Consider the following 14,795-nt stretch of genomic DNA (forward strand, 5'->3'; position numbering starts at 1 on the left):
CACGCAGCAGGCAGAGACGCGACCACCCCCACGCACCAGCCACCGACCCGACCACCGCAAGACGACGCACCCGACGGGCCAGGGCGACGCGGCCAGCACCCGACAGTTCCGTCCCGCGGGGTGGACAGGCGTAACGCGATCGGTGGCCGGGCACGCTCACCCAATAAGGGCATGATCAGCTTTTGGTCACCGCCTGATCGGGGAGGAACAATCCGAGACAACAGGCAGGACGCACGAGCCGGCCATCCGCCCGTCCGGGACGCCGGCGGCGCGGTCCGGGCGACCGGAGGAGCACATGCAGGGTGAGCTGCAACGCATCGTCGACGCACTCGCCGCCCACGCCGGCCGCCCGGCGTTGATCGAGGACCGGCGGCAGCGGGTCGTGGTCTACAGCGAGCACACCGGCGTGATGGACGACGTGCGCAAGGCGTCCATCCTGCGCCGGCAGACCACGCCGGAGGTGATGGCCTGGTTCCGCGACGTGGGCATCATGGAGGCCCGGGAGCCGGTGCGGACCCCGGCGTCGGCGGAACTCGACCTGATGCCCCGGGTCTGCGTGCCCATCCGCCACCAGGACCTGCTGCTCGGCTTCGTCTGGTTCATCGACCCGGACGGCACCATGGCCGACGCCGACCTGGAGTCCACCGGCCTGGTCAGCGAGCTGTCCCTGGCGCTGTACCGGGAGAACCTGCTCGGCGAGCTGGCCTCCCAACGCGAGACCGAGGTGGCGCGTACCCTGCTCGCCGACAGCGCGGCGACGCGGGACCGGTCGGTGCGGGCGCTGCGGGAGGCCGGCCTGATCGCCGGCGACGGCCCGGCCACCGCGCTCGTCGCGCAGCTGGTGACGGCCGGCCAGCCGCCCGACGAGGTCGCCCGGCTGGCGTTGGAGCAGGCGCTGGTGACCACCCGTCGCTGGATCGGGACCCGGGAGGCGCTGCACGTGGTCCGCGACGACCACGGGGTGCTGCTGCTCTGCGGCGGCCGGTTCGCCGGGCGCCCCTCCCCCGAGGCCGCCGCCAAGCTCCTCGACGACAACCTGCGGCAGGCCACCCGCGGGCTCGGCTCCGTCGAGCGCACGGTGGTGGGGATCGGCCAGGCCCGCGCCGGGCTGGTCGACGCCGTCGGATCGTACGGGGAGGCGCTGCGCTCGGCCCGGGTGGGCGTACGGCTGCCCGCCCTCGGCCGGGTGGTCTCCTGGTCCGGGCTGGGCATCTACCGGGTGCTGTCCCGGCTGGACGGCCAGCAGCCGGACATCTCCGACGTGCACCCGGGGCTGGAGCGGCTGCTGCGCGAGCAGTCCAACCCGGTGCTGCTGGAGACCCTGGAGCGCTACCTGGACCTGGCTGGCAACGCGCACGCCACCGCCGAGCAGCTGCGGCTGCACCGCACCACCCTCTACTACCGGTTGCAGCGGATCGAGGAGCTGGCCGAGACCGACCTGAAGGACGGCAACGAGCGGCTCTGCCTGCACCTGGCGCTGAAGCTCGGTCGGCTCACCGGCCGCTACCGGCCCGAGGGCTGACCGGCCCCGGCCGCCGCGCGCCGGCCAGCCGCCAACCCGCCGTCGGCCGGTGCGTTCCGGGAGGCCGACCGGCGACCAGCAGACCCGAGGCGACCACCAGACCCGAGGCCGACCGACGACCGGTCGACCGAGGGCCGGGCGACCGACGACCGACGACCGCCAGACCGCCGGGTGGGCGGGGCGCCGGTGCCGGTGCCCCGCCCACGGACCAGCTACAGGCCGGCGGCGACCGCGGCGCTGCGGCCGCCGACCACCGGCAGCTCGATCCGGCTGCGGTCGAAGTGCACGGTGATCTCCGCCTGGTTCTGCTTGGCCCGGCTGCTGTAGCCGGAGTACGAGCCGAGCAGCACCACGCCGATCTGGTGGCCGGCCTCGAAGACGTAGTCCTCGGGCAGCAGCCGCACGTCGACGGCGTTCTTCTGCCCCGGCACCAGCGGCGTCGACACGCTCAGCGAGTCGAGGTTGAGCCCGTCGAGGATGCCCTTGGTGACCAGTTCCTGGGGGTTGCTGGCCACCGTCTTCTCGGTCTGCCGGTAGCAGGCCTCCTCGGCGTGCCCGCCCCAGGTGGCCGCGCCGCCCCAGCAGTCCTCCGTGCCGAGGGTGCGGATGCCGTCGCCGGAGGTGCTGAACCGGGGCCGGGTCCCGTAGTCGACCAGCAGCCCGGCGAAGCTGGTGTCCACGTCGTCCACCGACGCGTTGATCTTGACGATCGGCGAGCCGGAGACGTGCAGCGGCGCCAGCAGCGGCCGGGACAGGAACACCAGCCGGTTCTCGGTGTTCGCCTGCGGGTCGGACGGGTGACGGATGGCGTTGGTCTGGCTCATCGAGGGGGTGTCCTGGAAGCTGGCCCGGGCGTTGCCGGGGTGCGGACGCACCGACAGCCCGCCGGCCGCGCCGTCCGCGCCGGGCTGGAGGAACACCTGGGTCGGCCGGGCCTGCGGCACCGGCCAGTCCGCGTACGTCTCCCAGACGTCCGGCGCCCGCTCGATGTCGACCATCGGCTCGGCCATGATGCCGTTGTCGATGCCGTGCAGCCAGTAGTCGAACCACCGGTGCAGGGTGTCCACCCACTCGCCGCGGCGGAAGTCGAACGGGTCGACGTGCCCGGTGCCGGTCAGCCACAGCTTGCGCGGCACGTTCCGCTCGGCCAGCGCGTTCCACCAGGTGCTGAAGTGGTCCGGCCGGACGTTGTTGTCGTTGATGCCGTGCACCACGAAGACGCTGGCGCGCACCTGGCCGGCGTGGGGGACGTAGTCCCGCTCGGCCCAGAAGTCGTTGTAGTCGCCGGTGGCGTCGTCGACCTGCTCGCCCAGCCGTTCCCGCACCGGCGCGCAGTACGCCCGCCGGGCCGGGTTGGTGACCGTGTTGGCCAGGCTGCCGGAGTAGTTGTTGGCCCGGGTGACCAGCCCGCCGCTGCGCGAGTAGTCGTACCAGCTGGAGATGGCGGAGATGGGCACGATGGTGGCGAGCCCGTCCACGCCGCTGGCGGCGGCCGCGTTGGCGAGCGTGCCGTCGTACGACTTGCCGATCATGCCCGTGCGGCCGTTGTGCCAGTCGGCGACGACCTCGCGCCCGGCGGCGTCCCGGCCGGGCCGGCGGCCGTTGAGCCAGTCGATCGCGGTCGGCGCGCTGACGTTGTCGGCGTGCCCGCCGGTGACCGGGCAACCGGTCGAGTTGTTGGTGCCGATCATGTCCAGCAGCACCACCGCGTACCCGCGCGGCACGAAGTAGTTGTCGTAGAACAGCGGCCACTGGTCGTTCAGGCCGTCGCCGTCGAGGTCGCCCTTGCACTCGCCCTCGTTGCCCCGGCAGACCGTGGAGTAGTACGGGCTGGCGTCCATCACCACCGGGACGCGCAGGCCGTCGTCGCTGGCCCGGGGCCGGATGATGTCCATCGCCACCACGTCGGCCGCCCCGTCGGCGTCGGTGTCCACGTCGGAGGTGACGAAGACCCGCTGGCGGATCGCGTCGTCGTACCCGTACACCGGCTGGGTGACCCCGTCCTCGACGACCGGCCCGGGGCGCTCGGCCGCCGGCTGGGCCGTCGCGGTGGCCGCGGGCAGGCCGACGGCGGTGGTCGCCACGACCACCACCGCCGCCCGCCACCAGGTTCTCCTGCTTCGCATCGTGCTCCTCCCTCTCGGCACCGGCCGTGGCCGCCACGCCCGGTCCGGACGCGGTCACCGTGAGCACGGCGCTGTGATCGAACCCTACGAATGGGCGGACGGCCGGTCATCGGACACGTGTGGGAGGTGCCGGCCGGCGGCTCCTACGTCTGTCGCAGGCGAGCCCGGCCCGGCGACCGGCCGGCGGGCCGGTCGCCGGCACGTCGGCGGCGTCCGCGCGGTTCCGGCCGGTACGACAGGCGTAGGAGGCGGCGGGGCCCGATTCCAACAGGTGCCCGATGATTCGCGGGCCCGGCGGCCATAGGTTCGGCGACGTGCGGTTGTCGGGTCGGGCCACGATCCCGCGGATCATCGGGCGTTTCGTGGTGCCGGCCCTGTTCGCGGCGCTGTTCGCCGCCCCGCTGTGGTTCATGGTGGTCGGCTCGCTGCGCCCCGCCGGCCTGCCCCCGCCGCGGACCCTCGAGGTCCTCCCGCCCGAGCCGACGCTGGCCGCGTACGCCCGGCTGCCCGAGCTGATCCCGCTCTTCCGCTACCTGGCGAACTCGGCGCTGGTGGTGGCGCTGGCCGTGCCGCTGACCGTGGCCGTCGCCTCGCTGACCGGGTTCGGGCTGCGGCTGCTCACCCCGACCGCCCGCCGGCGGGTGGTGCTCGGCCTGCTCGCGGTGCTGCTGGTGCCGGTCACCGCGGTCTGGGCCACCCGGTTCGAGCTGTTCCGGCTGGCCGGCGTGGTCGACACGTACCTGCCGTTGCTGGCCCCGGCGGCGCTGGCCGGCAGCCCGTTCCTGGTGCTGCTCTACGCCTGGAGCTTCGGCGGCGTGCCGGACAGCCAACTGTGGGCGGCCCGGTTGGAGGGCGCCGGCTGGCTGACCGTGTGGCGGCGGGTGGCGCTGCCCCAGGTCCGCCCGGCCACCCTGGCGGTGGCGGTGCTCGCCTTCACCTTCCACTGGGCCAACTTCATCGACCCGCTGCTGTACCTGCAGAGCGGCGACCGGTACACCTACCCGCTCGGCCTGCAGTTCCTGCGCCTGCTCAACCCCACGGACTGGCCGCTGCTGATGGCCGGCAGCGTGGTGGCCACCGTGCCGTGCGTGCTGGTGTTCCTGCTGGCGCAGCGGGTGCTGTTGAACGACGATCCACTGGCCGCACTCAGATCTGGAGGACGCAGGTGACGAACACCCGGGCACGACGGTGGTGGGCCCTGGTCATGGCCGCCCTGCTGGTCGGCTATGCCGCCGGCTGTGGCAGCGGGGACGACCGTGCCGAGGACGCGTCGGGCATCACCGTGGTGCTCTTCGGCGACGCCGAGGAGATCGCCGGCTACCGCACCATGGTCACCGCCTTCGAGCAGGCCAACCCCGACGTCGACGTCAACCTCTCCCCGGTGGCCGGCCAGGACGAGCTGATGGCCCGGCTGACCACCGCGTTCGCCGGCGGCAGGCCACCGGACGTGTTCCTGCTCAACTACCGCCGCTACGGCCAGTTCGCCGCCCAGGGGGCGATCGAACCGGCGCAGTCCTACCTGGACCGCAGCACCGTGCTCAAGGAGAGCGACTTCAGCCCGCGGGCGCTGGACGCCTTCCGGTACGACGGCAAGGCGCTGACCTGCCTGCCGCAGAACCTCTCCTCGCTGGTCGTCTACTACAACGCCGACCTGTTCGCCGCCGCCGGCGTGCCGCTGCCCAAGGCCGGCTGGACCTGGGACGACTTCCTCGCCACCGCCCGCGCGCTGACCCGCGACGGCCGCTACGGGCTGGGCGTGGAGCCGTCCGTGCCCCGGCTCGCGCCGTTCGTCTGGTCCAACCGGGGCGAGCTCGTCGACGACCCGGCCCGCCCCACCGCGCTGACGCTGCGCGGCGACCCGGCCACCCGGGCGGCGGTGGACTGGTTCCTCGACCTGCAACTGAAGCACCACGTGGTGCCGCCGGACGCCGAGGAGCAGAGCGAGTCCAGCGAGGCCCGGTTCCTGCGCGGCACGCTGGGCATGTACCTCAACAGCCGGGTGGCGGTGCCGACGCTGCGCACCATCGAGGGCTTCACCTGGGACGTGGCACCGCTGCCGGTCGCCCCGGGCGGGGTGCCCGCGTCGATCCTGCACAGCGACGCGTACTGCATGAGCGCCGGGCTGCCCGAGCACGGCGACGCCTGGCGGTTCATCGAGTTCGCGATGGGCCCGGAGGGGCAGAAGATCCTCGCCGAGTCCGGCCGCACCGTCCCGTCCCGGCTCGACGTGGCCAACTCCCCCGTCTTCCTCGACCCGGCCGCGCCGCCGAAGTCGGCGCGGGTCTACCTCGACGCCGAGCCGCACCTGCGCGCCACCCCGCGCACGGCCACCTGGTCGCGGGTCGAGAAGGAGACCGGCACCCTGCTGGAGGAGCTGTTCTACGGCCGGATCGACCGGGAGGAAGGGCTGCGCCGGCTGGAGGAGCAGAGCCGGCAGCTGTTCGCCCTGCCGGTCGGAGGGGGCTGATGGGCGGGCGCGGCGAGATCCGGCTGGCGGAGCTGACCAAGTCGTACGGGCGGACCACCGCCCTCGACGGCGTCGACCTGGAGGTGCGCGCCGGTGAGCTGCTCACCCTGGTCGGGCCGTCCGGGTCGGGGAAGTCGACGGTGCTGCGGCTGATCGCCGGCCTGGACCGGCCGGACCGCGGCCGGGTGCTGGTCGACGGCCAGGACGTGGCCCGGGTGCCGCCGCACCGGCGGGCCGTGGCGATGGTCTTCCAGGACTACGCGCTCTACCCGCACCTGACAGTGCTCGGCAACCTGACCTTCGGGCTGCGGGTGCGCCGGGTCCCCCGCGCCGAGGCCGACCGGCGGGCCCGCGCGGCGGCCGACCGGCTGGGCATCGCCGAGCTGCTCGACCGCCACCCGGACGAGATGTCCGGCGGGCAGCGGCAGCGGGTGGCGCTGGCCCGCGCCCTGCTCCGCGAGCCCAGCGTCTACCTGCTCGACGAGCCGCTGGCCAGCCTGGACGCGCCGCTGCGCTTCGCCACCCGGGCCGACCTGCTCGCCCTGCACCGCGACCTGGGCACCACCACCGTGCACGTCACCCACGACCAGGCCGAGGCGATGACCCTCGGCGACCGGGTGGCGGTGCTGCACCAGGGCCGGGTCCGCCAGGTCGGGCCGCCGCAGCAGGTCTACGACGAGCCGGCGGACACCGTCGTGGCCGCGTTCCTGGGCAGCCCGCCGATGAACCTGGTGCCCGGCGGCGGGGTGCTCGGCGGCGCCGCCGGGCTGACCCTCGGCGTACGGCCGGAGGACCTGGCGCTCGACCCGGCGGGGCCGATCGAGGCCACCGTGGAGGCGGTGGAGGCGCTCGGCAGCGAGGCGGTGCTGCTGACCCGGTGCGCCGACGGCACCCGGTTGACCGTCCGCACCGGACCCCGTCCCGGGGTGCGCCCGGGTGACCCGGTGCGGCTGCGCCCCGACCCGGACCGCATCCACCGGTTCGACGCCGCGACGGGCCGGCGCCGGTGACCGGCGGCCGCAACCGCCGGCCGCTCACCGGCTGGGCGTTCCTCGCCCCGTACGCGGTGGCGGTCGCGCTGCTGGTCGCGCTGCCGGCCCTGCTCAACGTCGGCTACGCGTTCACCGACCACACCGGGCTCACCCGGGATCCGCGGTTCGTCGGCCTGGCCAACGTGCGCCGGCTGCTCGACGACCCGTTCCTGCTGGACAGCCTGCGGGCGTCCCTGCTGCACGTGGCGCTGGCGGTGCCGGTGCGGCTGCTCGCCGCGGTGGGGCTGGCGCTGCTGCTGGCCGCGCCCCGCCCCGGCGGGCGCTGGTTCCGGGTCGCGGTCTACCTGCCGACCGTGGTACCCGACGTGGCGCTGGCCGTGCTCTTCCTCTGGGTGCTCAACCCGCTGTACGGCCCGCTCAACCAGCTGCTGGGCCTGTTCGGCCATCCCGGCTTCACCTGGCTCGCCGACCCCACCACCGCCCGGCTGGCGGTGGTGCTGATGCTGGCCTTCCCGATCGGCGAGGGCTTCGTCGTCGTGCTGGCCGCCCGCCGCTTGCTCGACGGCCGGCTGTACGAGGCGGCGGCGCTGGAGGGCTGCGGGCCGTTCGGGCAGCTGCGCCGGCTCACCCTGCCGCTGCTGGCCCCGGTGCTGGTGCTGCTGGCGGTGCGGGACACCATCCTCACCCTCCAGGTGAACTTCGTCCCGGCGTACGTGCTGACCGACGGCCGGCCCGCCAACGCCACGCTCTACCTGCCGGTCTACATCTTCGACCAGGCGTTCGAGTTCTCCGGCTTCGCCTACGGGGCGCTCATCTCGATGGTGCTGATGGCGGTCACCGGCGTCATCATCACCGGCCTGCTGCTGATGGTCCGGCGCTGGCGGGTGCTGCGGTGAGGTGGCATCCTGCTGCGGTGAGACTCCGGACGTCCCCCGCCGCCGGCCGAGCCGCGTCGTCGGCCGCGGGGCGCCGCGGCGCGGCACTCCTCGCGCTCACCGTCGTCGCGCTGCTGGCCGGCTGCGGCGGCTCGGACGCCCCGCCGGCCACCGACCGGGGCCGGGGCATGCTGGCCAACCTGCCCAGCTGCGACCGGGTGCCGCTGGACACCGAGCCGGAGGTCGACAGCCCGGTCACCGGCCTGGTGCTGCCTGACGGCGCGCGGGTCACCTCGGTGGTGGAGCAGGGGGCCCTGACCACCGTCGAGGCCACCGTGCGGATGACCCCGCTGGACGTCCGCGCCCACTACGAGGGCCGCGCCGACATCGACCTGCTGCGCGTCGAGGACGAGGTGTTCGAGACCGAGGTGCTGACCCGGGCGCAGCAGCGCCGGATGTACCTGCGGGCCGCCGCGCTCTGCGCCGACGGGACCACGCTGACCGCGGTGGTCGGCCCGGATTCCGACGACGCCGGCCTGCCGGAGTTCCAGAGCGGCTCGTGAGCCGCCGGCTCGACAGGTGTCCTAACCCGACGGCCGGAATCCCAACAGTTGCCTGGTGACGTGGCTCACCGCGCCCTCTAGCGTGCGACAGACGACTGATACCGGTCGTACCCGCACGTGGACAGGGAGATGCCGTATGAGTCCCAGCCTCGTCCGAGGTAGACGCGTCCTGCCGGTGGCTGCGGTCCTCGCACTGCTGACCGCGGCCGCGCTGACCACCTCCGCACCATCGGCGAGCGGCGAGGAGTCGCTGGCCACCAGCACCCCCACCGGCCCGATGGAGCTGCCCGCCGAGTGGATGACCGCGCAGCGGCTCAGCGACGGCAGCACCGACCTGTCCGCCGCCAAGTACGCCCGGGCGCGGGGCGAGGCGAACCAGCTCGCCGCGCACACCCGCAGCGTCTACCGGCACCTCGCCGAGCAGGAGTGGAACTTCTTCGGCCCGAGCAACATCGGCGGCCGGGTGGTGGACATCGCGGTCGACCCGCAGGTGGCCAACCAGGTCTTCATCGCCGCCGCGTCGGGTGGCATCTGGCGTTCCGGCGACGCGGGGGCCACCTTCGAGCCCGCCTGGCCGGACACCTGGCAGCAGAGCATGGGCGCGGTCGCGATGACCACCGACGGGGTGCTCTTCGCCGGGACCGGCGAGGCGCAGCCCGGCGGCGGCTCGATCACCTTCGGCGGCGACGGGATCTACCGCTCCCGGGACCGCGGCAAGACCTGGCAGCACGTCGGCCTGGCCGACAGCCACGCCATCGCCCGGTTCGCCATCGACCCGGGCAACCAGAACCGGATCTTCGCCGCGGCCGCCGGCAACCTCTTCGTCCCCGGCGGCGAGCGGGGCGTCTACCTCTCCGAGGACGGCGGCGACAGCTGGCGGCAGGTGCTCGCCCCGCCGAACCCGACCACCGGCGCCACCGAGGTGCTGATCGACCCGACCAACCCGTCGCGGGTGTACGCGGCCATGTGGGACCACCTGCGCGAGCCGCACCAGCGCACCTACGGCGGCCCCGGCTCCAGCCTGTGGCGCTCCGACGACGGCGGCCGGAGCTGGCAGCGGCTGACCAACGGCCTGCCCACCGACGCCGACCAGGGCCGCTGGGGCATCGCCCTCGCACCCAGCAACCCCGACCGGCTGTACGCGTACGTCGGCACCGCGCTGGGCCCGTTCCGCGCCTTCTACCGCTCCGACGACGGCGGTGACTCGTGGACGCAGACCCCGGTCAACGCCAACCAGGCGTCCCAGTCCACCTTCAGCTGGTGGTTCGGCAAGCTGTGGGTCGACCCGGCCAACGCCGAGCACGTCTTCCTCGCCGGGGTGAACCTGCGCCGCTCCACCGACGGCGGGCAGAGCTTCGGCAACGTCGGCGGCGTGCACGCCGACCAGCACGTGATGCGCTGGGACCCGAAGGTGCCGGGCCGGGCCTACCTGGGCAACGACGGCGGCTTCTACCGCTCGGAGAGCAACGGGGTCAGCGACTGGGTCAAGTCGACCTACGAGCCGTACACCCAGTTCTACACGGTCGACGTCGCGCAGACCGACCCGTCGCTCAAGGTCGGCGGCGCCCAGGACAACGGCTGCAACCGCGGCTACAACGGCCCGGGCGGCCCCTGGAACGCCATCGGCTGCGGCGACGGCCTCCAGGTGATCATCCACCCGGAGAACCCGAACATCGTCTTCGGGTGCAGCCAGTACGGCTCCTGCTACCGCTCGGAGACCGCCGGCGGCACCCCGCGCCAGTCGATCGGCCCCGGCCAGACCACCTCGGACCGGCGTAACTGGCTGACCCCGCTGCAGTTCGACCCGAGCGACCCGGATGTCATGTACTACGCCGGGAACGTCGTCAACCGGTCGACCGACAACGGCCGCACCTGGACGGCGATCAGCCCGGACCTGACCGACGGCGGCCCGAACGACCCGTCCGGCTACCCGTGGGGCACCATCACCACGATCGCGGCGGCACCGACCGACGGCGACAAGCTCTACGTCGGCACCGACGACGGCAAGCTGTGGTGGACCGACAACCTCGGCCAGAACTGGCACGAGGTCGACCCGGGCCAGCTGCCCGGCACCTGGGTGACCCGGGTGGCGGTGCACCCGAAGGACGCGAACATCGCCTACGCCACGTTCTCGGCGTTCCGCTCCGGCAGCGACCGCCCGCACGTGATGGTGACCCGCGACGGCGGCCGTACCTGGACCGACATCGGCCGGGGCCTGCCCGACGCGCCGGTCAACTCGGTGGTGCCGACCTCCGACGGGCTGCTGCTGGTCGGCACGGACGTCGGGGTGTTCGTCTCGGCGTGGAACGGCGGCGGCTGGGCGGCGCTCGGCGCGGACCTGCCCGAGGCGGCAGTGATGTACCTGCGCTACCACGAGCCGACCCGGCAGCTGACCGCGGCGACGTTCGGCCGGGGCATCTACGACCTCACCGTGCCGCGTTGCCCGGCGGCGTCGACCAAGCTGCCGCTGCGGGACCCGGGCGTCGGCGTGGTCGGCGCGCTGGCCTCGTGCCGGGCGGGCTGATCCGCTAGCCGGGAGCGGGGGTGTGGACAGCGTCGTCCACACCCCCGCTCCCGTCTCCGCGCCGGTGGTCGCGGGCCGCCGCCGTCGGGCCACCGGGTGGCACCGTACGGGCCGCGTCCTCACGCCGGTGGCGGTCGCCGGCGAGGCGTCAACTCGCCGCCGCCATCGCGATCGGCAGCGCGGCACGAGGCGGACGCGGCAGCAGATCGGCGAGGTCGTCGCCGGTGGCACCGAGGAAGCCGGCCGCCGTCGCGGAGAAGATCGACATCAGCATCGCCGGTTGGAACGGCAGCAGGTCCGCGCCCGCCAGTGCCGCGCGCTGCTCGGCGAGGGACACCGGCTGGTAGGGCACTCCGAGCGCGTCGGCGAGGTCGATGGCGGTGAGCGCGACCGGGCCCGCCAACTCGTACGTGCGGTTGCGGTGCGCGTGCGGCTGCGCGGCCACCTGCACCGCGACGTCGGCCAGGTCCTGCCGGGCCACGGCGGCCAGCGCTCCCGTGCCGAAGGGCGCCCTGATCGCACCGGCGCCGGGAGCGGCCAACTGACCGAACAGCTCCGCGTACAACCCGTTGCGCAGGATGGTCCAGCTCAACCGGCTGTCGCGCAGGCGGCGTTCCGTCCAGCGATGGGCCAGGGCGAAGGCCAGGTGATCACCGGCCGCGGTGAGGCTGGTGTACACCACGTGTTCCACGCCCTGCTGCTCCGCGGCGGTGATCACCCGGTCATGCCGGGCGATGACCAGATCGTCCTCGCCGTAGCCGGCGGAGACCAGCACCAGCGTGCGCACCCCGGAGAGGTCGAGTCCAGCCGGGTCGTCGAAGTCCATCGCCCGGCCCAGCAGGCCGTAGCGGTCGGGGGTCCGGGTGCCGGCCGCCGGGGACAGCCCCCGGTCGACCAGTCCGGCGTGGATGAGTGAACCCAGGTGCCCGGAGGCACCGGTGACGAGCAGCATGGGACAGACCCTTTCCGGGTGGTGATCATTGGTACCGGCCCGATCGTGGAAAACGACCTCGGCGAGTACAAGGAGGCACTTTCGTGTCAGCAGCGAACACCCCGGTAACCGACCAGCTGGAGCCCTGCGGGCTGCCCGGGTATCCGGACTGCGGGATCCGCGACGTCCTGGACCGCATCGGCGACAAGTGGTCGGTGCTGACCGTCGCTGAACTGTCCGCCGGCACCCGGCGCTTCGGGGAACTGCAGCGGGGCATCCATGGGATCTCCCAGCGGATGCTCACCCTGACCCTGCGTCGGCTGGAACGCGATGGTCTCGTGGTGCGGACCGCGTTCCCCACGGTCCCGGTGACGGTGACGTACGAGTTGACCGACCGAGGCCGGAGCCTGAGCCAGCTCGTCCGACAGTTGGCCGACTGGTCCCTGGCGAACAAGGCCGCGATTGCGCAGTCCCACCGGGAGTGGGACAGCGCGCACCCGGGGGCGGAGGTCACCTGACCGACGAGCGAGTGGCGCGAGCCGGGCTGTTCGTTCGCCGGGAGCGGTCGCGCGGGTGCGCCGACGCGGATGGGCGCACTAGTACAAATGGTTGTTACCGGACGACGTCCCGCTTTCTTGACTACCGTAGGTGTCGAGCCGGTTGCGCAGGGCTGCCCGGTCGCGTGGCGAACGGCCGCGGGAGTGCTCGGCCGGCGCGGACACCCGATGGCTGGAGGCGATGCCGGTGACCATGGAAGCGGAGCGCGTGCTGCGCGAGGATGAGGTCGGCCGGCTCGCCGAACTCGCCGCCCAACTGCGGGTGGACGCGATCAGGTGCAGCACCCGGGCCGGGTCCGGGCATCCGACGTCGAGCCTGTCCGCCGCCGACCTGCTCGCCGTGCTGATCTCCCGCCACCTGCGCTACGACTGGGCGGACCCGGGCAACCGGGCCAACGACCACCTGATCTTCTCCAAGGGCCACGCCTCGCCGCTGCTGTACGCGGTCTTCAAGGCCGTCGGCGCGATCACCGACCAGGAGCTGGTCGACACCTACCGGCAGTTCGGCTCGCGGCTGGAGGGGCACCCCACACCGGCGCTGCCCTGGGTCGACGTGGCCACCGGTTCGCTCGGCCAGGGGCTGCCGGTCGGCGTCGGCATCGCGCTGGCCGGCCAGCACCTCGACCGGCTGCCGTTCCACGTCTGGGTGCTCTGCGGGGACAGCGAGACGGCCGAGGGCTCGATCTGGGAGGCGCTGGACAAGGCCGGCCACTACGGGCTGCGCAACCTGACAGCGATCGTCGACGTGAACCGGTTCGGCCAGCGCGGCGAGACCGAGCTGGAGTGGGACCTGGACACCTACCGGCGCCGGGTCGAGGCGTTCGGCTGCCGGGCGATCGTGATCGACGGGCACGACCTGGTCGCCATCGACGAGGCGCTGGGCCGGGCCCGACAGGCGACCGGTCCCACCGTGGTGCTCGCCCGCACGCTCAAGGGCAAGGGGATAGCCGGGGTCGAGAACCAGCCGGGCTGGCACGGCAAACCGATCAAGCCGGAGCAGGCCGAGCAGGCCGTCGCGGCCCTCGGCGGGGTACGCCAGATCCAGGTCACCGGGCCGCGACCCGAGCCGGCCCCGCCCGCCCCCGCCCCCGACCGGCGGCCACCCGAGCTGCCGCGCTACGACAAGGGCGCGAAGGTCGCCACCCGCAACGCGTACGGGGACGCGCTGCGTGCCCTGGGCGCGCGCCCGGACGTGGTCGCCCTGGACGGCGAGGTGAGCGACTCCACCCGGGCCGACCGGTTCGCCGAGGCCCACCCCGACCGGTTCTTCGAGATGTTCATCTCCGAACAGCAGATGGTCGCGGCGGCGGTCGGCCTTCAGGTGCGCGGCTACCGGCCCTTCGCCTCGACCTTCGCGGCGTTCCTCTCCCGCGCGTACGACTTCATCCGGATGGCCGCCATCTCGCGCGCCGACATCGCCCTGTGCGGCTCGCACGCCGGGGTGGAGATCGGGGCGGACGGACCCTCGCAGATGGGGCTGGAGGACCTGGCCGCCATGCGTGCCGTCCACGGCTCGACCGTGCTCTACCCGAGCGACGCGGTGTCCTGCGCCGCCCTCGTCGCGCAGATGGTCGACTGCACGGGGATCAGCTACCTACGCACCACCCGGGGCGGGCACCCGGTGCTCTACGACAACGACGAGACCTTCCCGATCGGCGGCAGCAAGCTGCTGCGCGGCGGCGGGCCGCACGACCAGGTCGCGCTGGTCGGCGCCGGGGTGACCGCGCACAACTGCCTGGCCGCCGCCGACCGGTTGGCCGGCGAGGGGATCGAGTCCCGGGTGATCGACCTGTACTCGGTCAAGCCGCTGGACTCCCAGCGGCTGCTCGACGCCGTCCGGGACACCGGCGGCCGGCTGGTGGTCGTCGAGGACCACTACCCGGAGGGTGGGCTCGGCTCCGCCGTGCTGGAGGCGCTGGCCGACCTCGCCGTCCCCGCGCAGGTGTGCCGGCTGGCGGTCCGCGGGCTGCCCACCTCCGGCACCCCCGCCGAGCTGATGGACCAGGCCGGCATCGGCGTGAGCGCCATCGTCACCGCCACCCGCGACCTGTTGGCCCGGACCAGCTGAGCCCACCGGGTCGTCCGGCCGGCCGCCGGCGGACCGCCCCGGCCACCGGATTGCCGGTCGGCCGCCGGGCGACGGTAGCGTGACGGGGGACACGATCACCACCCGCCGCCGACGCGGTGTCGGCGGCAGGTGATGTGGTGACGCTGGCGACGTCGACGGCGGACCGGGGG

At 73.7% G+C, this 14,795-nt stretch carries 11 protein-coding genes; 9 read left to right on the plus strand and 2 right to left on the minus strand.

What is annotated here, in order from left to right; all coding sequences use genetic code 11:
* Nucleotides 1-295: 295 nt before the first annotated feature.
* Complete coding sequence (locus tag SM577_RS31390; RefSeq protein WP_302921453.1) at nt 296-1,522, plus strand: PucR family transcriptional regulator; 1,227 nt, start codon at nt 296-298, stop codon at nt 1,520-1,522.
* A 212-nt stretch (nt 1,523-1,734) separates the two neighbouring features.
* On the opposite strand, the gene SM577_RS31395 is transcribed toward SM577_RS31390, so the two are convergent.
* Complete coding sequence (locus SM577_RS31395; protein ID WP_302921452.1) at nt 1,735-3,648, minus strand: Xaa-Pro dipeptidyl-peptidase; 1,914 nt, start codon at nt 3,646-3,648, stop codon at nt 1,735-1,737.
* A gap of 314 nt (nt 3,649-3,962) precedes the next feature.
* Between SM577_RS31395 and SM577_RS31400 the strand changes: the two genes are divergently transcribed.
* The 6 genes from SM577_RS31400 (at nt 3,963) to SM577_RS31425 (ending at nt 11,069) form a co-directional block, all read left to right on the plus strand.
* Nucleotides 3,963-4,817: a carbohydrate ABC transporter permease gene (locus SM577_RS31400; RefSeq protein WP_302921450.1), complete on the plus strand. Its 855-nt coding sequence runs from the start codon at nt 3,963-3,965 to the stop codon at nt 4,815-4,817.
* Nucleotides 4,814-6,115: an ABC transporter substrate-binding protein gene (locus tag SM577_RS31405; protein ID WP_474588680.1), complete on the plus strand. Its 1,302-nt coding sequence runs from the start codon at nt 4,814-4,816 to the stop codon at nt 6,113-6,115. The genes SM577_RS31400 and SM577_RS31405 overlap by 4 nt, the downstream gene beginning before the upstream one ends.
* On the plus strand, nt 6,115-7,125 hold the full coding sequence (locus SM577_RS31410; RefSeq protein ID WP_302921448.1) for an ABC transporter ATP-binding protein: 1,011 nt from the start codon (nt 6,115-6,117) through the stop codon (nt 7,123-7,125). Before SM577_RS31405 ends, SM577_RS31410 begins: the two co-directional genes overlap by 1 nt.
* Nucleotides 7,122-8,003, plus strand: a complete 882-nt coding sequence (locus SM577_RS31415) for a carbohydrate ABC transporter permease (RefSeq protein WP_302921447.1) — start codon at nt 7,122-7,124, stop codon at nt 8,001-8,003. Before SM577_RS31410 ends, SM577_RS31415 begins: the two co-directional genes overlap by 4 nt.
* Nucleotides 8,004-8,020: 17 nt before the next feature.
* A complete protein-coding gene (locus tag SM577_RS31420) occupies nt 8,021-8,545 on the plus strand; it encodes a hypothetical protein (RefSeq protein ID WP_302921446.1) in 525 nt (174 codons plus the stop codon).
* 175 nt (nt 8,546-8,720) lie between these two features.
* Nucleotides 8,721-11,069 carry a WD40/YVTN/BNR-like repeat-containing protein gene (locus SM577_RS31425; protein ID WP_474579609.1) on the plus strand — a complete coding sequence of 783 codons (2,349 nt, stop codon included), beginning with the start codon at nt 8,721-8,723 and terminating at the stop codon, nt 11,067-11,069.
* 148 nt (nt 11,070-11,217) lie between these two features.
* Here SM577_RS31425 and SM577_RS31430 read toward each other — a convergent pair whose 3' ends face one another.
* Nucleotides 11,218-12,021, minus strand: a complete 804-nt coding sequence (locus SM577_RS31430; RefSeq protein WP_302921444.1) for an NAD(P)H-binding protein — start codon at nt 12,019-12,021, stop codon at nt 11,218-11,220.
* Between the two features lie 83 nt (nt 12,022-12,104).
* Here SM577_RS31430 and SM577_RS31435 point away from each other — a divergent pair, with 83 nt between their 5' ends.
* Entirely contained in the window at nt 12,105-12,518 is a 414-nt protein-coding gene (locus SM577_RS31435) for a winged helix-turn-helix transcriptional regulator (RefSeq protein ID WP_302921443.1), read from the plus strand.
* A gap of 232 nt (nt 12,519-12,750) precedes the next feature.
* Nucleotides 12,751-14,625 (plus strand): transketolase, encoded by a 1,875-nt coding sequence (locus tag SM577_RS31440; RefSeq protein WP_302921471.1) that lies wholly within the window; start codon nt 12,751-12,753, stop codon nt 14,623-14,625.
* The last annotated feature ends 170 nt before the right edge of the window (nt 14,626-14,795 follow it).

Source organism: Micromonospora desertarenae (genome assembly GCF_056150265.1).

What these genes read in the sequence shown, in the direction of transcription:
- SM577_RS31430 (WP_302921444.1), bottom strand. Translation starts at nt 12,021, where the DNA reads ATGCTGCTCGTCACCGGTGCCTCCGGGCACCTGGGTTCACTCATCCAC.
- SM577_RS31395 (WP_302921452.1), bottom strand. Translation starts at nt 3,648, where the DNA reads ATGCGAAGCAGGAGAACCTGGTGGCGGGCGGCGGTGGTGGTCGTGGCG.
- SM577_RS31390 (WP_302921453.1), top strand. Translation starts at nt 296, where the DNA reads ATGCAGGGTGAGCTGCAACGCATCGTCGACGCACTCGCCGCCCACGCC.
- SM577_RS31410 (WP_302921448.1), top strand. Translation starts at nt 6,115, where the DNA reads ATGGGCGGGCGCGGCGAGATCCGGCTGGCGGAGCTGACCAAGTCGTAC.
- SM577_RS31440 (WP_302921471.1), top strand. Translation starts at nt 12,751, where the DNA reads ATGGAAGCGGAGCGCGTGCTGCGCGAGGATGAGGTCGGCCGGCTCGCC.